Origin of the sequence: Natrarchaeobaculum sulfurireducens, assembly GCF_003430825.1 — an archaeon.
Taxonomy (GTDB): Archaea; Halobacteriota; Halobacteria; order Halobacteriales; family Natrialbaceae; genus Natrarchaeobaculum; species Natrarchaeobaculum sulfurireducens.
In genome coordinates this window covers 524658-541420 of record NZ_CP024047.1, presented here as the reverse complement: position 1 = coordinate 541420, position 16763 = coordinate 524658, and the positions used below count along the sequence as shown (strand labels likewise).

The 16763-nt window shown below is 64.8% G+C and carries 18 protein-coding genes; 6 read left to right on the top strand and 12 right to left on the bottom strand.

Annotated elements, in window-relative coordinates; all coding sequences use genetic code 11:
* The first annotated feature begins 141 nt into the window (after positions 1-141).
* Both AArc1_RS03860 and AArc1_RS03855 read left to right on the top strand, forming a co-directional pair.
* The gene (locus AArc1_RS03860; RefSeq protein WP_117363078.1) at positions 142-1170 is read left to right on the top strand and encodes an amidohydrolase family protein; all 1029 of its coding nucleotides are present in this window, start codon (positions 142-144) and stop codon (positions 1168-1170) included.
* Between the two features lie 145 nt (positions 1171-1315).
* Complete coding sequence (locus AArc1_RS03855; RefSeq protein WP_117363076.1) at positions 1316-1795, top strand: universal stress protein; 480 nt, start codon at positions 1316-1318, stop codon at positions 1793-1795.
* A 69-nt stretch (positions 1796-1864) separates the two neighbouring features.
* Here AArc1_RS03855 and AArc1_RS03850 read toward each other — a convergent pair whose 3' ends face one another.
* The 6 genes from AArc1_RS03850 to aspS all read right to left on the bottom strand — a co-directional run bounded on the left by AArc1_RS03850 (position 1865) and on the right by aspS (position 8351).
* Positions 1865-2803, bottom strand: a complete 939-nt coding sequence (locus AArc1_RS03850) for a biotin--[acetyl-CoA-carboxylase] ligase (protein ID WP_117363074.1) — start codon at positions 2801-2803, stop codon at positions 1865-1867.
* Between the two features lie 176 nt (positions 2804-2979).
* Positions 2980-3960, bottom strand: a complete 981-nt coding sequence (locus tag AArc1_RS03845) for a tyrosine--tRNA ligase (RefSeq protein ID WP_117363072.1) — start codon at positions 3958-3960, stop codon at positions 2980-2982.
* Between the two features lie 116 nt (positions 3961-4076).
* Positions 4077-5060, bottom strand: coding sequence for a linear amide C-N hydrolase (locus AArc1_RS03840; protein ID WP_117363070.1), 984 nt, complete (start codon positions 5058-5060; stop codon positions 4077-4079).
* 145 nt (positions 5061-5205) lie between these two features.
* Positions 5206-5982: a 4-phosphopantoate--beta-alanine ligase gene (locus AArc1_RS03835; protein ID WP_117363068.1), complete on the bottom strand. Its 777-nt coding sequence runs from the start codon at positions 5980-5982 to the stop codon at positions 5206-5208.
* 83 nt (positions 5983-6065) lie between these two features.
* The gene (locus AArc1_RS03830) at positions 6066-6902 is read right to left on the bottom strand and encodes a pantoate kinase (RefSeq protein ID WP_117363066.1); all 837 of its coding nucleotides are present in this window, start codon (positions 6900-6902) and stop codon (positions 6066-6068) included.
* 144 nt (positions 6903-7046) lie between these two features.
* Positions 7047-8351: an aspartate--tRNA(Asn) ligase gene (gene aspS / locus AArc1_RS03825; protein ID WP_117363064.1), complete on the bottom strand. Its 1305-nt coding sequence runs from the start codon at positions 8349-8351 to the stop codon at positions 7047-7049.
* Positions 8352-8487: 136 nt separating this feature from the next.
* Between aspS and AArc1_RS03820 the strand changes: the two genes are divergently transcribed.
* Positions 8488-9294 carry an SIR2 family NAD-dependent protein deacylase gene (locus AArc1_RS03820; protein WP_117363063.1) on the top strand — a complete coding sequence of 269 codons (807 nt, stop codon included), beginning with the start codon at positions 8488-8490 and terminating at the stop codon, positions 9292-9294.
* Between the two features lie 34 nt (positions 9295-9328).
* Here AArc1_RS03820 and AArc1_RS03815 read toward each other — a convergent pair whose 3' ends face one another.
* The 3 genes from AArc1_RS03815 to AArc1_RS03805 all read right to left on the bottom strand — a co-directional run bounded on the left by AArc1_RS03815 (position 9329) and on the right by AArc1_RS03805 (position 12042).
* Complete coding sequence (locus AArc1_RS03815; protein WP_117363061.1) at positions 9329-9976, bottom strand: helix-turn-helix domain-containing protein; 648 nt, start codon at positions 9974-9976, stop codon at positions 9329-9331.
* A 73-nt stretch (positions 9977-10049) separates the two neighbouring features.
* Positions 10050-10754 carry a phosphoglycerol geranylgeranyltransferase gene (locus AArc1_RS03810; RefSeq protein WP_117363059.1) on the bottom strand — a complete coding sequence of 235 codons (705 nt, stop codon included), beginning with the start codon at positions 10752-10754 and terminating at the stop codon, positions 10050-10052.
* Positions 10755-10926: 172 nt separating this feature from the next.
* Positions 10927-12042: a nitric oxide synthase oxygenase gene (locus AArc1_RS03805; protein WP_117363057.1), complete on the bottom strand. Its 1116-nt coding sequence runs from the start codon at positions 12040-12042 to the stop codon at positions 10927-10929.
* A 185-nt stretch (positions 12043-12227) separates the two neighbouring features.
* On the opposite strand from AArc1_RS03805, the gene AArc1_RS03800 reads away from it, so the two are divergent.
* Entirely contained in the window at positions 12228-13154 is a 927-nt protein-coding gene (locus tag AArc1_RS03800) for a twin-arginine translocation signal domain-containing protein (protein ID WP_117363055.1), read from the top strand.
* A gap of 22 nt (positions 13155-13176) precedes the next feature.
* Here AArc1_RS03800 and AArc1_RS03795 read toward each other — a convergent pair whose 3' ends face one another.
* The 3 genes from AArc1_RS03795 to AArc1_RS03785 all read right to left on the bottom strand — a co-directional run bounded on the left by AArc1_RS03795 (position 13177) and on the right by AArc1_RS03785 (position 14960).
* Positions 13177-14370: a threonine synthase gene (locus AArc1_RS03795; RefSeq protein WP_117363053.1), complete on the bottom strand. Its 1194-nt coding sequence runs from the start codon at positions 14368-14370 to the stop codon at positions 13177-13179.
* A 189-nt stretch (positions 14371-14559) separates the two neighbouring features.
* The gene (locus AArc1_RS03790) at positions 14560-14736 is read right to left on the bottom strand and encodes a 50S ribosomal protein L37e (RefSeq protein WP_117363051.1); all 177 of its coding nucleotides are present in this window, start codon (positions 14734-14736) and stop codon (positions 14560-14562) included.
* Entirely contained in the window at positions 14733-14960 is a 228-nt protein-coding gene (locus AArc1_RS03785) for an LSM domain-containing protein (RefSeq protein ID WP_117363049.1), read from the bottom strand. Before AArc1_RS03785 ends, AArc1_RS03790 begins: the two co-directional genes overlap by 4 nt.
* 353 nt (positions 14961-15313) lie before the next feature.
* Here AArc1_RS03785 and AArc1_RS03780 point away from each other — a divergent pair, with 353 nt between their 5' ends.
* Both AArc1_RS03780 and AArc1_RS03775 read left to right on the top strand, forming a co-directional pair.
* Positions 15314-15619, top strand: coding sequence for a hypothetical protein (locus tag AArc1_RS03780; protein ID WP_117365770.1), 306 nt, complete (start codon positions 15314-15316; stop codon positions 15617-15619).
* Positions 15620-15762: 143 nt separating this feature from the next.
* Positions 15763-16719 carry a zinc-dependent metalloprotease gene (locus AArc1_RS03775; RefSeq protein ID WP_117363047.1) on the top strand — a complete coding sequence of 319 codons (957 nt, stop codon included), beginning with the start codon at positions 15763-15765 and terminating at the stop codon, positions 16717-16719.
* Positions 16720-16763 lie beyond the last annotated feature (44 nt).

Here is a 16763-nt window from a genome sequence, read left to right as displayed (position 1 = left end):
CGGACTGCTGTCCGTCAATATCGGCGTACCTGAATGGGGCCGAACGATCGTGTGACAGCCAGTCGACCGGACTGACAACGATGGCCCGGGAGATTCGTGAGAGCCCGAACGGTTGAAGGAGTCGGACACGAACACCACGCTATGGAACTGACGGGAACGATTCTACGGGGACGGGAGTTCGAGCCCGTCGAGGGACGAGTCGTGATCGACGACGACGGTCGAATCGAGGCGATCGAGGACGCGCCGGTGTACAGTTCGGACATTATCCTGCCAGCGTTCGTGAACGCGCACACGCACATCGGTGACTCGATCGCCAAAGAAGCCGGCGGCGGACTCTCGCTCGAGGAGCTGGTCGCGCCGCCGGACGGGCTGAAACACCGGCTTCTCCGGGCCGCTTCGCGCGAGGAACTCGTCGCTGGGATGCGTCGGTCGCTCGAGTATATGGAACGGAGCGGGACGGCGGCCTGTCTCGACTTTCGCGAGGGCGACGTCGACGGCGTCCGGATGCTCCGGGAAGCCGCCGAGGGTTTCGAGGTCGACGCGCTTGCGTTCGCCCGCGGCTCGGCCGACGCGATGCGAGACGGGGACGGCTTCGGAGCGAGCGGCGCGAACGACGCGGATTTCGGCCGCGAGCGGCGGGCGACTCGAGAGGCGGGAAAGCCGTTCGGCATCCACGCCGGCGAGGTCGACGAGAGCGATATCAACCCCGCGCTCGATCTCGATCCGGACTTTCTGGTTCACGTGGTCCACCCGCAGCCAGTTCATCTCGAGCGAATCGCCGACAGCGAGGTCCCCATCGTGGTCTGCCCACGGTCGAACCTCGTCACCGGCGTCGGACTCTCTCCGTACGAGGAACTCGCCGAACGGACGACGCTCGCGCTCGGGACGGACAACGTGATGCTCAACTCGCCATCGATGTTCCGGGAGATGGCAATTCTCTCGAAGCTCTCCGACCTCCCGGCCGACGAAATTCTCCGAATGGCGACCGTCAACGGGGCCGACCTCGCCGACCTCGAGTACGGGCTGCTCGAACCCGGCCGTGAGGCGCGGCTCCTGGTTCTGGATGGTGACTCAGACAATCTCGCGGGTGCTCGAGACCCCGTCAGGGCAGTCGTTCGACGGGCGAGCGTCGACGACGTTCGCGACGTCGTCTTCGCTGGGCCTGCGTAGCCGGCTGAGGGCAGACCGGGCTGCCACCAGAGCCCCAAGCGACCGCCCCACCACAGCGCCAACCCTATCAGCATCCGCCGAAACTGTCAACAACGTTCGTGACAACGTTTATGCACTCTGCTGAGATACGGTAAAACATACCACGATGTACGATCGGATCCTCGTCCCGACGGACGGCTCCTCGGAGGTCGAACGGGCGTTCGAGTACGCGTTCGACCTCGCCCGAGCCCACGGCGCGTCGATCCACGCGCTCTACGTCGTCAACGCCGCAGGCTACAGCGGGCTTCCCATGGAGACCGCCTGGGAGGGGATCAGCGACGCCCTCCACGACGACGGAACGGAGGCAGTGAGCCGGGTCGAGGGACTCGCACCGCCGGAGGTCCCCGTCGAGACGGACATCCTCGAGGGATCGCCGAGTCGCGTAATCGTCGACGAGGCGAGTCGACGCGGCTGTGACCTCGTCGTCATGGGCACCCACGGTCGCGGCGGCATCGATCGGCTTTTACTCGGCAGTGTCACCGAACGCGTCGTCAGGCGTGCCCCCGTGCCCGTCCTCACGATCCAGGTCGGTCCAAGGGGCGAAGGCGGTCGCCCGGAGACGTCCTCACAGGTCACGATTGAGTGATCCAGGCAGTCCACGAACCCCGAACGAGTCGTGACTACTGGCAGGACGGAACCGCTCTTGACTGGGGGATCAGACTGGACGAAGGTGCTCACAATCACCAGCCGTGACCGTCACCCGCCCGTCGTCGGTCTCGAGCACGAGCGCCCCGGCGTCGGTGACGTCGACTGCGTCGCCGACGACTGCCTTGGACGGACGATCCACGCGAACCCGCTGCCCGAGCGTTAGCGACAGGTCACACCAGGCGGGGACGACCGATTCGAGGTCGCTTCGGAGGTCGTCGAACGCCTCGAGCAGTCGCTGGACGAACAGTCGTCGGTCGACGTCACCGGCTTCCTCGCGAATGCTGGTCGCGGTCTCGGGGAGGTCGTCGGCGTCGATGTTCGCGTTGACGCCGATGCCGACGACGAGCCACTCGACGCGGTCGGTTTCCCCTTCCATCTCCGTGAGGATGCCTGCGAGCTTTTCGTAGGCACCCTCGTCGTCGAGAGGGACGACGACGTCGTTCGGCCACTTGATCCGGGCATCGACGCCCGCCTCGCGAGCGGCCCGCGCTGTCGCCACCGACGCAGCAAGTGTAAAGAGCGGTGCCTGTGCCGGAGCGACGGTCGGCCGGTTGACGACGCTCACCCAGACGCCGCCCGAGGGTGCCGTCCACGCACGCTCGAGGCGACCTCGACCGCCGACCTGCTCGTCCGCAAGCACGGCCAGGTCCGCAACCCCCTCGCCCGCCAGTTCGCGGGCGCGATCGTTCGTACTCCTGATCGAGTCGTGGTACTCGACGTCGAATGGGGCCTCGAGCCCGAACTCGACTGCCTCGCCGTTGTACGTGCCGACCTCGAGGAGTTCGTAGCCGCCGGGCCCGCTCTCGACTTCGAACCCCGCCTCGCGGAGTTCCTCGACGTGTTTCCAGACCGCAGCGCGGGAGATCTCGAGGGCCTCGGCGAGGTCGGGCCCCGAAACCGGCCCGTCGGCGATCGCCTCGAGGATCGCGCGTCGCGTCTCGTGCATACCTACCGAGGGGGGCCGCGACCATTTCAATCGGCCGGGTCCGCGCTGGGCTGGTACTCGGCGGCGGTCATCTCGACGGTCCGCTCGCTGGCGAACGGGTTCGCCATCGACGACACGGCCCGTCTTGGGACGTGCGGTCAAAACGGTGAAGCCTCGGGGCTTGACCCCGAGGTACTTCACGCGCGGAGTTCGCGCAGCTTCTCGCGACCGGGAGCGATCAGTTCGTCGAGGTACGTCGCGAGCGTGCCCTTCGCGTCGGCGGGGTGGAGTTCGCCGGACTCGAGGTCCACAGCCAACGCCTCGAAGTCGTCGTAGGTGAGATCGCCGCCGTACTTCTCGGGGCGTTCGACGACGACCTCGTCGAACCGCGGGAAGACGTGGTACTCGAACAACTCGAGGACGGGGTTCTCGAGGTCGTCTTCGGGATCGCGCGTCGGCGGACAGAACGCCGAGTTGACCTTCTCCTCGAGGTCGTCGGTGGAGTCTTCCATCGAGATGGTGACGCCCTCGCTCGAGGACATCTTGCCCTCGCCGGAGGTGAGGTCGGCGACGATGGGCGTGTGCAGACAGGGCCGAACGTCATAGCCCAGTTCGGGCAGTTCCTCGCGGGCGAGCATGTGGACTTTGCGCTGATCGAGACCGCCAACGGCCAGATCGAGGTCGAGGTACTCGATGTCGAGCGTCTGCATCAGGGGGTAGACGAGGTGGCTGACTTTCGCCGTTTCGTCGCCCTGCAGTTCGGCCATCGCACGCTGGGCGCGGTTCATCGTCGTCGATAACTCGAGTTGGTGGAGATCGAGGGTGTAGTCTTCTTCCAGTTGGAACGTAGAGCCGTAGACGAACTCGGTGTTGTCCTCGTCGAGGCCGTAGGCGATGAACTGAGCTTTCATCTGCTCGGCCGTCTCGCGGATCTCCTCGAACGTCCCCTTACCGTTTAAGTAGGCGTGAACGTCAGCCAGCAAGACGACGACCTCCAGTCCCGCCTCCTGGAGGTCGATGAGTTTGTTCGCCGTCAGGAGATGGCCCAGGTGGAGCACACCGGAGGGCTCGTAGCCGACGTAGACCCGTTTCCCCTCCGGATCGTCGGCAAGTTCGCGCACCTCCGCTTCGGTGACGACCTCCTCGGCGTTTCGCGTAATCAGGTCGTAGGTATCCATTGCTGTCTGCGTAGAATCAGCGGACGGATTTATGACTTTGTGAACGACGGTCGTATACCTGATGATGACACACCGATCGATCCCGACCGATCTCCACGCCCGCCTCGTCCGGTCGGTCACTCCGCCGCTGCCTCGAGAAACGAAAAGGGGTCGGCCGTAACCAGTTGATCGGAAACGTTCCCGGCGAAGGGAGTCGACTGGTCGGGACCGAGTTCGAGTATCTGCGCGCTGGCGTCGAAATCGACGTCGTCGAGGTCGAGCCAGAACGCATTCGGCATGAGCGCCGACTCGAAGTAGTAGCGCCGGTCGTCGTGGTCTGCGACCGTCCGCCAGCGCGTCGAGGAGATGTGTGGCTGGTCGGGAGTCGAGATTCCGTAAGGAACCGAGACGTTTCTGAGGACGCTGAACACGCCGGCAGTCGCCGTTTGCCGGTCGTCGACTGTGGGGATCGCGTCGACGTAGAAGCGAGCCCGCACGAATCGATCCGCAGGCCGGTTCGTCCCCGGCAGCATGACCGTGCCGCCGATCTCCGCCCAGTATTCGGCCAGTGCGAGTTGGTCGTCGAACGTCGGCGAGTTGGTCATCACCTGATACTCACGGTCGTGGTGGACGACGAGTTCACCATCGATGAACTCGACGATGGCGCTGTCACCGGTGGCATCGGACAGCGAGAGGTGCAAGGTCGCCAGCCGGTCCTCACCCGGTACGTGTTCGGTCACGATCACGAACTCCTCCTCGCGGATGTGTTCGACTGCCTCCGAGACGGTCGCAAAGCGGTCGAGGAGGTACTGTGCCCAGACCGAAAGCGACAGTGCGGGTTCTTCGCCGTCCCAGTCCGGATACACCGACTCCGAGAGCCACAGGAGGTTCGCAACCAGCCCCGCTTCGTTCATCCCGTCGGTCGTGGCGACGTCGTATGCGGTCGCGACGACGCTCCCGTACTGGGCGGTCCAGGTCACGGAGTTCGGCCCCGCCCGTCCGTCGCGTTCGACCCCGCGGGGCATCACCCAGATGTTCGTCCCAATGTCTTCTTTCCAATCCATCGACCGACCGGTGAGCACGCGGTCGCCGTCACCGAGGTAGACCAGCCGAGTACACATCAGTATCCGACCCCCCTGGCGACGGTCGACGATCGCAGCCGTGGAAAACCCGTATGCATGTCCACGAAATCCACACCGATCGGCGGTATAAACGTTTCACACGGTTATAGATACGTTACAGAGGGAAAGCCGTCCCACTGCGGACCTACAGTCCGCGTCGAATCCGTTCTTCGGCGGCCTCGAGCGCCGCCTCGCGGTCGAACGATGCGACGATCTTCCGGAGTTCGCTCTCGTCGGCGTCGGCCAACTCGAGTGCGTGGTCGGTCATGTTCGGCACCGCACGGATGATGTTATCGACGATCGGGACCTCGGCGACCTGTGGTGACCGCGAAAGCGGGTTGAGGTCGATGACGAGTTCGGTTTTCCCCATCTCCTCGAGTGCCTCGGCGCGGTCGCCGTCTTCGAGCGGGACGAGGACGACGTCGGCCGCGTAGATCCCCGCTTCGTCGACCTTCGCCCGCTGGTGGTCGAGGTTGGGAATTCTGGCGTCGGCCTCGAGGCCCTTGACGTTCGTCGCGCCGTGTTCGCGCAGGTGGTCGGCGATGGCCTGCATGCGCTCGGGCGTTCGGTTGAAGAGGTTAACCTCGAGGTCGGCGTCGACGGCCTCGGCGAGGTCGACCATCTCGCCGGGGACGAGCGCCGCGACGTTGCCGTTGATCGACAGTACCGGATGATCGGCGAGCAAGAGATGTGCCGCAGCCACACGTTCGGCCGCGTCTGCGCTCGGGATCGTCTCCTCGCCTAGCAGGTAGTCGAAGGCGCTGCCCCGTCCCTCCGCATGCATCCCCTGAAGGTGAGTGATCCCCTTCTCGACGCCTTTTTCGATGCGGTGGCGGGTGAGCAGGTCCTGATACCGGGGGTGGTCCTCCGGAATCTCGTCTTCGTGCTCGACCTCCGCGGAGACCGTGTCGTACTCGCTCACAACCGGTATCTCGAGATGAGTAATGAAAAACCGACCGATTGTCCAGTCGGCGACGATCCGCCAGCGAGTGCGTCCGACAGAGATCAGTCGGTCAGCGTCGCACCTGCGGGATGTGTCTCACAAACGGCCGGCTCGTACCCCGCGTCGGTGAGCCCCGTTCCGAGCGCGAAAACGGTCTCGCCGAGCATCGCCATCGAGGCCTCGCCGTCGACGGCGGCAACCTCGTCGACCGTAGTCTTGACGCGGTCGGTCAACAGCCCCGCTTCACGGGCGAACCGACGTGAGGCGTACATGAACGACTCGAGCGTCGGCTCCGCGACGATCGTCGAGAGCGCCCGCTCGCCAGCGACCGTCAGGGCCTCCGTATCGCCCGAGAGGACGTCTGCCGTCGAGAGCTGGCCGAAGGAGATGTACTCAACGCGCGTACACGCTGGGATCGAATCGAGGGCGTTCTCGTGTGGGCCTCCAGGCTCGAGGCGGATCGGGATACCGCCGTGAGCTTGTGCGACCACGTCGCCGAGGCCGGTGCCCGCCTGGACTTCGGCTCCGTGGGCGACGGTCACGAGTTCGTTCGTCGAGAGGGTGCGATCGAACACGCGGTTCGCCGCGAGCGCCGTTCCCAGTGCCATCGCTCCCGAGACGCCGAACCCGGCACCGATCGGGACGTCCGAGGTCGCCTCGACGCGGGCAGTCACCTCGAGCGTCTCGAGTACCGTTCCGACGGGGTCGACGTCGACCGGGGTGCCGTCGAGTACGATAGTCGATTCCGTTTCGGGAGTCGGCTCGACGGTCACCTCGACACCGTGGGTGAGCGTCACTCCGGCCCCCCTCGAGCCAGCTTTCGTCGGGTCGTCGTCGGGGTGGGCGCTGAAGAACCCCGTGATGTGTCCGGGGACGAACGCCGTCGCCTCCTCGCGCATTGCCGTCAGTTGCCACCGGTCCGGTATAATTGTGAAGATTCGGTCGTCGGGCCGGTCGGGGCGACGACCGGGCCGGACGAATCGCTATCGATGGGGGGTGAAACGGTCGAAAACCGCAGTGTAGGTCGGGCCAGTCCTCGAGTTCTACGGACTCAGACGCTGCCGGTCGCGTGGGAAGAGAACAGCCTCACGGATGTTCTCGAGGCCGAGAATCGTCATGACGAGACGCTCGCCACCGAGGCCGAAGCCGGCGTGTGGGGGCATGCCGTATTTGAACATCTTCGTGTAATACTCGAACTGATCGGGGTCGAGGCCCTGCTGTTCGAAGCCGTCGATGAGGGCGTCGTGGCGGTGTTCGCGCTGGCCGCCGGAGACCAGTTCCATACGCGGGTGCATGAGGTCGAAACCGGTCGAGAGCTGCTCGTCGTCGTCGTGGTCTTTGATGTAGAACGGCTTGATCTCGCTTGGCCAGTCGGTGATGAAGTAGTGGCTGCCGACGTCCTCGCCGAGGGCCTTCTCGCCTTCGGTTGGGAGGTCGTCGCCCCAGACGAGCTGGTCGTCGAGTTCGCCCGTCGCGTTGATGCGTTCGATGGCTTCCTCGTAGGTAAGCCGCGGGAACTCGCCCTCTGGAACCTCGAACTCTTCTTCGAGGCCGAGTGCCTCAAGTTCGTCGGCGCAGTTCTCGTTGACCGCTTCGTAGGCGGCTTTGACGACGCCTTCGGCGACGTCCATCGCGTCGTGGGCGTCACAGAACGCGCCCTCGAAGTCGATCGAGGTCGCTTCGTTCAGGTGCCGGGGCGTGTTGTGCTCTTCGGCGCGGAAGATCGGGCCGATCTCGAAGACGCGCTCGACGCTCGAGCCCGCGATGAGCTGCTTGAACAGCTGCGGAGACTGGTTCATGAACGCTTCCTCACCGAAGTAGGTGATCGGGAAGAGTTCGGTGCCGCCTTCCGTCCCCGTCGCGACGATCTTCGGCGTGTTGATCTCCGTGCAGTGGAACTCACGGAACTGCTCGCGAACGGCACGCAGAATCTCCGCGCGGATCTCGAAGACCGCCTGGACCTCGTCCTTGCGCAGGTCGAGCGTGCGGTTATCGAGTCGGGTCGAGATGTCGGCGTCGACCTTCCCGGAGGGGTCAAGCGGCAGTTCGGGGTCCGCAGGCGCGACGACCTCGAGCGACTCCGGCGTGACCTCGACGCCCGTCGGTGCGCGGGGTTCCTCTTCGACCGCGCCGGAGACTTTCACGACGCTCTCGCGGGAGACGCCCAGGCCGGTCTCGACGAGCTCGTCGTCCATCTCGTCTTTCTCGAATTTGACCTGGATCTTGCCGGTCGTATCGCGAAGAATCAGGAAGGCGATGCCACCGAGGTCACGGATCTCGTGGACCCAGCCGGCGACCGTCGCATCCTCGCCGGGCTCGGCGTCCGCAGTGTAGGTTCTGTCCTGCATACACAGCGATTCAGCGAGCCGAAACTTAAGCGCAACCGTTCGCGCTCGTCAGCGAGGGGCATCCTCGACGGACAAGCGACCCCGGGCGACGAGTCCGCCCTGCGCGTTTTAGTCGTTCGAACACAGACGTGGAAGTATGGACGACCTCGAGTCACTCGCAGGGGCGATCAAACGGGCCGAGACGGCGGTCGCGTTCACCGGTGCTGGCATCTCCGCGCCATCGGGCGTGCCGACGTTTCGCGGGGACGACGGCGTCTGGGACCGCTTCGATGAGGGACAGTTCACGTACGGTCGCTTTCGAAGCGACCCTGAGGGGTTCTGGGAGGACCGAATCGAGTTACAGCGCGTGATGTTCGACGGCGAATACGAACCCAACGCGGGCCACGAAGCATTGGCCGACCTCGGGCAAACGGGCCATCTCGAGGCGATCCTCACCCAGAACACCGACGGCCTCCACTGGGATGCAGCCGACTCGCGCCACGGTGGCGACGATCCAGAGAGCGAACTCGCGACCGAACACGACCACGACGGAACCGAAATCCTCGAACTCCACGGCAACGCCCGCCGGGTCAGGTGCGTCGACTGCGGAACGCGCAGTGACGGCGATCCGGTCTTCGAGCGCGCTGCCGAGGGCGAGGTTCCACCGCAGTGTGACTGCGGCGGCGTCTTCAAGCCCGACGTGGTCCTGTTCGGCGAACAGCTCCCGGGTGCCGTTATCCAGCGTGCGCGATCGCTCGCCCGCAAGAGCGACGTCTTCCTGGCGGTCGGCTCCTCGCTGGTCGTCGAACCCGCTGCCTCGCTGCCGCGACTTGCCGCCTCCTCAGGCGCGACCGTCGCCGTCGTCAATCTCGAGTCGACTCCCTGTGACTCCATCGCCGACGTGGTCTGTCAGGCGGACGTCACCGACGTGCTGCCGCGGCTCTTCGACCTCGTCGAAAGCTGACGCCAGGCAAGTCCGAACTGCGATCGGATACGGCTCAGAAGAGGTGGTGTTCGATCAGTCGGGACTGGCCGCGTCGGAGTCGCTCGCTGACGGCCTGATTCGAGATCTCGAGTGCGTCTGCGATCGTCTCGAGCGTCGTCTCGCGGGGGATGTCGTAGAAGCCGGACTCGTGGGCGAGAACGAGCGCCTCGCGCTGGGACTCCGTCAGCGGATCCGACTCGCGTCTGTGGTCTGCCCCATCGCCCGCCGCCAGTCGGTGAAGGCGTACCTCGACGTCTTCATCTTGGAGGAACTCGTGGTAACGGGTGAACGACTCGCGGTCGGGAAAGCGCATCTCGATTACCCAGCGGCCGTCGGTACCTCGACAGTCGAGCAATTCGCCGCCGGCGGCGACCCACCGTCGATAGGCGTTGACGACGCCCGAGTCGCTCCGGCGGATGCGATAGAGGGTCCACTCCTCCGAGCGCGTAATCCGCTCGTAAGCATCGACCGTCCCGTCGTCGTCGAGCGTCCGCTCGAGACGCTCGAGGTCGCGACAGCGGGCCCAGCAGAACGCGATCGGATGTGCCGGGTCGAGCGCGTACTGTCGCTCTACGTCCAGCGTGAGCGACGGCAACGACTCGAGGGTCTGCCCGAGGAGAAGGTCGGGCGATATCGCTTCGAACCCCGCGAGGAGACTCATACATGGGTTTGGTGAGCGAAGGTGCAAAGCCGTTTAGGCCGATTTGGCTGTTTCAGGCGGAGTACGAACGGAATTAGTTCGCATCGGCAGCGGCTTCGACGGTCTCTCGCACGGCGTCGACCCCCTCGTCGTGAGCGAGGTCGCCGACGACGACGACGTCAGCGTACTGGGCCATCGCGTACGCCGAATCGTAGTCGCGGATGCCGCCGCCATAAAAGAGCGTGGCATCGTCGACGGCGTCAGCCCCGGCCTCGACGATCGATTCTTCCCCAAGCCTGCCCGAGTACTCGATGTAGACGATTTCCTGGCCGAACATTCGTTCGGCAACCTCGGCGTAAGCGGCCACATCCTCGGGCGTCAGGTCGCAGTCGGCTTCCGTATACGTCGCCACGTCGGCATCGGGATTCATCACGATGTAGGCCTCGAGTGTCGTCCGATCCCAGTCGAGGTCGTCGTCGAGTCGGACCCACTCTTTGTGTGCGCCGGTGATCCAGAACGGCGAGCCAGCGTTGAAGACGGTCGGAATGAGATAGCCCTCGAGCACCTCGTTATCGATAACGACGTCGGGGCTCGAGGGCTCCTGATAGAGCGGGACGTCGTGTTCGCCACAGGCCTCGACGACGGCTTCCATCTTCTCTTCGGTGATGCCCATCGTGCCACCGACTTCGATGGCATCCGTACCGGTCGCACAGAGGTCCCCGTAGGTTACGCCCTCGGGTAACTCCTTGTCGGGATCGATCTTGAGTACGTGATTCCACTCCTCCCAGGGGGCGGTCATACCGCCTCTTTTCTTGAGCGCCAGCAAAAGCGCTACGAAACGACCGACTGGAAACGAGCGTGTGAGCGGCCGACGCTCCGGAATCGGTCCACACGGTCGAAGCGGCCGTCGGAACCGGGTTGGACTGTCGGATGCGACGAACGACCGGACGGGCCGGTCACCCTGTCTGATGTTAGCCGGATAGTGTATCCGGCGACTCCAAATAAAAGAAGTTCGGGGCTCGGCTCTCGTCGTCGTAGGTCGTATGGAAGACCTGTGTCGTCGCCGGACTCACCGGCGGAATCAGCCACGACCAGTCGCCGGTGACCTCGCGGCCGGCCGCCTCTTCGTTGCGCTCGAACTGGGCGAACTGGTCGGTGACCGTGTGATGGTCGACGATTTGGACGCCAGCCTCGTCGTAGGAGTGCAAGACGGCGCGGTTGAGTTCGACCACCGCCTCGTCTTTCCACAGCGACCGATCCGTGCTCGTATCCAGGCCCAGTCGCTCGGCGACCGCCGGGAGCATATCGTAGCGGTCCTCGTCCGCGAAGTTTCGGGCCCCGATCTCCGTCGCGAGGTACCAGCCGTTAAACGGCGCAGCGGTGTACTGGATGCCGCCGATCTCGAGACGCATGTTCGAGACGACGGGCACGTCGTACCACCGTAGTCCGAGGTCGGCGACCCAGTCGTACTCGGGGTGGGTAATCGGCACTTCTCCGATGACCGAGTCGGGCACCTCGAATAACTGCGGTTCGTCGTCGCCGACCTGAATCACGTGTGGCAGGACGTCGAAGTCGGTTCCCTCGCCTTCCCAGCCACGTGATCGGCAGTAGTCGGTGAACGCGACCTCGTCGGGGTCGCCGACGATCCCGTCGTCCGTCTCGTACCCGGCGTACCTGAGAAGCTGGTAGTTCCAGATGCGAACCTGTCGGTCGCCGCGGCTCATCGGCTTGAACACGGAGATCGTCGGGATAATGTCGCCGCCGTTCCGTGCGTACTCGAGGTGTTCACAGCAGGCCTCGTGGATCTCCGCGGGCGTCTCGAGGTCACGCCGATCGAGTACGTGCAGCGACTGCCAGAAGAGTCGGCCGACACAGCGGTTGCTGTTTCGCCAGGCCATCCGCGCGCCGTGTTCGAGTTCCTCGCGCGTGTGCTCGTAGTGGCCCCGCTCGTCGATCTCACGGCGAATCTCCGCGAGTCGGGACTCGATCTCGGCGTCACGCTCGAGTTCGGCGTAACACTGCCGGACGAACGACTCCGCCTCGCTGAAAAGTGCGTCGGGGTCGTACTCCGGAATCGGTTCGTGCATGTGAATACTTGGTCTGGCCCGTTTTAGGGTTGACGTATTCCGAACCAGAGTCCGGATAACCCAAACGTTCGGACGCAAGAGACGGAATATAGTTCATTCTTCGAAAGTCGATGTTCGATCGGTGGCCTCGGTGACGGAGCGATGGCCTCGATAACACATATGTAATCCGTGCTATAAGATATGATATGGATCGGCGGCAGTTCCTCGCGACCGGTGCGACGGTTGCAGCGACCGTGGCCGGCGGCTGTGTCGGCTGTGCCACCGTGCCAACGCTCTCGCTTAGCATGGAGGAGACGGCCGACGAAGTCGTCGCGGATCGACTGACCACGTCACTCGAGTCGGACACCGACGCCCACCGGATCGCCCTCGAGGCCGCTGAGGCCGGAGCAAACGAGACGGCGACGGGTACTGGCATCGACGAGCCGTTTCCGACGGACCAGCCGTACGTCCACGATGGGAGCGTATACGTCGCTGCGGCAACGGTCACCGACGAGACGCCGGGGAGGTCGTTTCAGTACACGATCAATCCGGTCGATGAAGGCGAATCCGTCGACCCCGAAGACGAAATTCGCTCCACAGAACTTCCCGAGGTTGACCGAGAGGCGTTCGCAGACCGAGGATGGGACGACGACGATCCCGTCCTGGGGTACAGTACGTCGGTTCACTATCTCGAGGCCGACGTCGATGACTCCGTGCTCGTCCCCGAGCCGGAGTACGAGGTGATCGCCTGGCCGGAGACGCGGGGCCGATTCGAAGTCGACGGTAGCGTCGAGGCGCCGCTGCGAACGTACGAGTACACCGCCAAGGCCGTCGCGGACTCGGTCGCGGCGTACGGCCGCGAGGTACGCGACCTCGTCGCGTTCGACCTCGGGCCGCTCGAGGAAGACGCCGCCGCAGTCGTCGACGAGGCTATCGCGGATCCACCCTACGTCGTTCCGACCGGCGAGGAGCTATCGGAGCCCGAACACCGAGTGGTAGAACAGTTCGAAGGCGAAGAACGAATCCGACGACCGGGCGACCCATCGCGCGGCGGCTCGGGAGTCGGTGGCGAATATCTCCTCGAGTACGAGGACGCGCTGTACTGGACCGAAATATACGGGTCTCGGGACTGATCGGAACGCGGGCAACTGGGGCTTATATCCCCTGGCTCATCAGGTGGCTGCGTAACACGTCGGCTTCCTTGTTCCCAGCACCGGTGTTGAGGATGACGACCGTGTCGTCCGAACCGAACTCACCGCGGTCGGCGAGTTCCCACGCGCCACTGGCTGCAGCAGCCGAACTCGGCGTCATTTCGAGGCCCTCTTGCATGGCTACCTGCACGCCGGCCTCGAGGATGTCGGGATCGTCGGTCGCGATCGCGCCGCCGTCGGTTTCGCGGATCGCCTCGAGCACCCACGGGCTCGCGCCGGGGTCCGGGATCTCGAGGCCGCCACAGATGGTGTCGGGGTGTTCGACCGGCTCGTGTTCGTCGGCGCCGGCTTCGTAGGCATCGACGATGGGGGCACAACCGGACGCCTGGGCGGCGTACAGCGGCGGGAGGTCGTCGATCAGGCCGAGCGTTCGAAGCTCCGTCGCGCCCTTGTAGAGGCCGACCAGGCCGACGCCACCGCCGGTGGGATAACAGATGGCGTCCGGAATGTCCCACTCCAGTTGCTCGAGCAGTTCGTACAGCATCGTCTTTTTGCCCTCGTGACGGTAAGGCGTGACGAACGTCTGCAGGGGATACCAGTCGTCGTGTTCCTCGAGCCCCTCCTCGTAGGCCGCGCCAGCGTCGTCGATCCGACCACCGACGACGTTCATGTCGCCACCGTGGACGTTGACCATCGCCTTGTTCGTAAAGCCCGACCGCGAAGGGAGGTAGACGGTCGACTCGAGGCCCGCCCTCCCGGCATAGGCGGCAGCCGACTGGCCGGCGTTGCCCGCCGAGGAGAGCGCGACCTCGCTCGCCCCGTGTTGGACCGCCGCAGTCACGCCGAGTGACTGACCGCGGTCTTTGAACGTGCCCGTCGGGTTTCGGCCCTCGTCTTTGAGCAGGACGCGCCCAACGCCGAGTTCCTCGGCCAGCGACGGACACTCGACCAGCGGCGTTGCCCCTTCGTCCATCGTCACCGCCGAGTCGCGGGTGAACGGGAGTAGGTCCTCATAGCGCCACATCGAGTCAAACGGGCGCGACTCGAGCGTCTCGCGGTCGAGGTCGATCGCATCGTAGTCGTACTGTGGGTCGAGGATGCCGTCGCACTCCGAACACTGGTGTGTCGCCTCGGCGGCGTCGAACGTCGCCCCGCAATCGACACACTCGAGGCCGGTGAATGCCGTGGTCGTCTCCATACTCGAGTGTTCGCGGGACGAGACAAATGGCTATCCATCGGCCGACAGCGGCGAAACGCCCGGTCGGTCAGGTTCTGCGTCGGTCGGCCGACGGCGACGCCTCGAGTGGTCCGTCAAAAGTCAGCCTGACGGCTCCCGAGGTCGATGTCCGATCGAGCGCCCGGAAGAGCACTCGGAGAGAGAAGGGACTCAGTTGTCGCCGGCTTTCGACTGCCAGGCGTACTCGCGACGTTTGGCCGATTTGCCGAAGCCACACGACGAGCAAACTTTCTTTTTCGTGTGATAGGACTTCTTCCCGCAGCGACGACACTTGGTGTGCGTCGTCGTGTTCTTCTTTCCTTGGCTCGGGGTTCCTGCACCAGTCATGGAGTGATCGAAACGACGTTGTCGCCGCGTATAATGGTTGTGTCTTCGATCGGCTCCTCCTCAGAGACGGCCTCCGCGGCCGGAATCGTCGCATCCTCTATGACGAGGTTCATGTGCTGGTCGTAGCCGGCGAGTTCTCCGACGTACTCGTCGCCGCTTTTTAACCGAACGGTGACGCGTTCACCCAGCGACGCCTCGAGGACGTCCAGCGGTCGTCCACTCATACGAAAGACCGCAGGTGATGGACACTTAACCGTACCGGTCCTGACGCCGGTGTCGTGCGATTCAACGACGTCCTACAGTCGAACTCCAAAAGGCGTGTCGGCACCTGAGAGTCACGTTCGTCGGGAAACCCTTTCGAAGCGACCGTTCTCGAGTGTGAGTGGCACACAGCAGTGTGTCCCACCCGCAAGACCCGGCGCTTTTTCGTCGGTCGAGTCGCCACGGCCGGCGACCGACCACCGACTCGGACTCGAGCGGGGCCGGCGAAGCGTCTGCTCGAGAGGCCGGTTCGATCACACCTCACGAACCGCAGGCCGACCAAACGGCTAAGTGGCCACTCGTGGACTGTCCGTGTATGGGCGACAAGAAGTTCACCTTCATCGAGTTGCATCTGGACGGCGAGACCCAGTTCGGGCCCCGGTCGATCCCCGACGCGCTGCCGTTCGGCGAGCCGGACGCGCTCGCGGGCGACGACCTCGAGGCTGAAACGGACGAGGAGGAGGCCACAGCCGAAGACGACGGCGGTGCCGGGAAGGCGATCGGCGCCGTCGTCGCCCTCGCGTTCCTCGTCGCTCTCGGCGTCGCCGTCAAGAAGTACCGCGGCGACGACGAGGAAGACGAACTCGAACGCGAGGAACAGCCGGACGTCATCGTCAACTGAGCGGGACGCTTACCGAACGAGCCGCACTTTGACCGGCGGGCGGTCGACGCTCGGTCGACCGCGTCGGCGCCCATCGTCGCGCGGTCCGTCCCATCGACCGGCCGTGGCCGAACGCTTTTGCGCCTGCTTCCCCTACCGCTATTGTGAACCTCTATCGTAGCGTCCGGGCCGTTGCCGGGGCGTCCGGGTCCGACGCGATCGACTGGGAGTCGGCCGCCGACGCAGCCAAGGCAGCGACCGACCCCGGCTCGCTCGCGCTCGAGCCCGGCGAGCGGCGGGCCTACGCCAGCGACGTCCGGGAGGCCCGGACCGCCGTCCGGACGGCCTCGAGGGTCGAATTCGACGTCCCAAACACCGTCGAGATCCAGAACCGTCACCACTGGATCGACGCCAACGTCGAGACGTTCGAACGCGTGATGGGCGCACTCGAGCCCCACACCGACGAATTCCCTGGAATTGCCCGAACGATCAACACGGGGACGATGACCGTCTTACTCGCCTTTCTGGGACGGAACGTCCTCGGTCAGTACGATCCCCTGCTCCTGGCCGACGCCCCCAACGACGACCACGCCCTGTACTTCGTCCGACCGAATATCCTGAACGCCGCCGAGCAACTGGACGTCGACGCCGACCGGTTCAGACGCTGGATCGCCTTCCACGAGGTGACCCACGCCGCCGAGTTCGGCGCTGCTCCCTGGCTCTCTACACATCTCGAAGAGCGGATGGAAGCCGGTATCGCGAACCTCTCTGAGGGACGATTCGACCGCAGGACGTTTCGTGACCTCGACGCCGCGATGACGGTCGTCGAAGGGTACGCCGAACTCCTCATGGACCACGCCTTCGACGACGAGTACGCGGACCTCCGGCGCAAGCTCGACGCCCGCCGACAGGGCCGTGGGCCGCTCCAGCAACTGTTTCGACGACTGCTCGGGCTCGGGCTGAAACAGCGCCAGTACGAACGTGGAAAGCGCTTTTTCGAGACCGTCGTCGACGCCCGCGACCTCGAGACCGCAGCGCTGGTCTGGGAGGGCCCGGAGTACCTGCCGAGTCACGACGAACTCGATTCGCCGGGGCTGTGGATCCGGCGCGTCGAGCGATAGTCGTCCCAAGTGGCCCCGACGGAACCGACCGTCGACACAGCGAC

What these genes read in the sequence shown, in the direction of transcription:
- AArc1_RS03860 (WP_117363078.1), top strand. Translation starts at nt 142, where the DNA reads ATGGAACTGACGGGAACGATTCTACGGGGACGGGAGTTCGAGCCCGTC.
- AArc1_RS03855 (WP_117363076.1), top strand. Translation starts at nt 1,316, where the DNA reads ATGTACGATCGGATCCTCGTCCCGACGGACGGCTCCTCGGAGGTCGAA.
- AArc1_RS03850 (WP_117363074.1), bottom strand. Translation starts at nt 2,803, where the DNA reads ATGCACGAGACGCGACGCGCGATCCTCGAGGCGATCGCCGACGGGCCG.
- AArc1_RS03845 (WP_117363072.1), bottom strand. Translation starts at nt 3,960, where the DNA reads ATGGATACCTACGACCTGATTACGCGAAACGCCGAGGAGGTCGTCACC.
- AArc1_RS03840 (WP_117363070.1), bottom strand. Translation starts at nt 5,060, where the DNA reads ATGTGTACTCGGCTGGTCTACCTCGGTGACGGCGACCGCGTGCTCACC.
- AArc1_RS03830 (WP_117363066.1), bottom strand. Translation starts at nt 6,902, where the DNA reads ATGCGCGAGGAGGCGACGGCGTTCGTCCCCGGACACATCACGGGGTTC.
- aspS (WP_117363064.1), bottom strand. Translation starts at nt 8,351, where the DNA reads ATGCAGGACAGAACCTACACTGCGGACGCCGAGCCCGGCGAGGATGCG.
- AArc1_RS03820 (WP_117363063.1), top strand. Translation starts at nt 8,488, where the DNA reads ATGGACGACCTCGAGTCACTCGCAGGGGCGATCAAACGGGCCGAGACG.
- AArc1_RS03815 (WP_117363061.1), bottom strand. Translation starts at nt 9,976, where the DNA reads ATGAGTCTCCTCGCGGGGTTCGAAGCGATATCGCCCGACCTTCTCCTC.
- AArc1_RS03810 (WP_117363059.1), bottom strand. Translation starts at nt 10,754, where the DNA reads ATGACCGCCCCCTGGGAGGAGTGGAATCACGTACTCAAGATCGATCCC.
- AArc1_RS03805 (WP_117363057.1), bottom strand. Translation starts at nt 12,042, where the DNA reads ATGCACGAACCGATTCCGGAGTACGACCCCGACGCACTTTTCAGCGAG.
- AArc1_RS03800 (WP_117363055.1), top strand. Translation starts at nt 12,228, where the DNA reads ATGGATCGGCGGCAGTTCCTCGCGACCGGTGCGACGGTTGCAGCGACC.
- AArc1_RS03795 (WP_117363053.1), bottom strand. Translation starts at nt 14,370, where the DNA reads ATGGAGACGACCACGGCATTCACCGGCCTCGAGTGTGTCGATTGCGGG.
- AArc1_RS03790 (WP_117363051.1), bottom strand. Translation starts at nt 14,736, where the DNA reads ATGACTGGTGCAGGAACCCCGAGCCAAGGAAAGAAGAACACGACGACG.
- AArc1_RS03785 (WP_117363049.1), bottom strand. Translation starts at nt 14,960, where the DNA reads ATGAGTGGACGACCGCTGGACGTCCTCGAGGCGTCGCTGGGTGAACGC.
- AArc1_RS03780 (WP_117365770.1), top strand. Translation starts at nt 15,314, where the DNA reads ATGGGCGACAAGAAGTTCACCTTCATCGAGTTGCATCTGGACGGCGAG.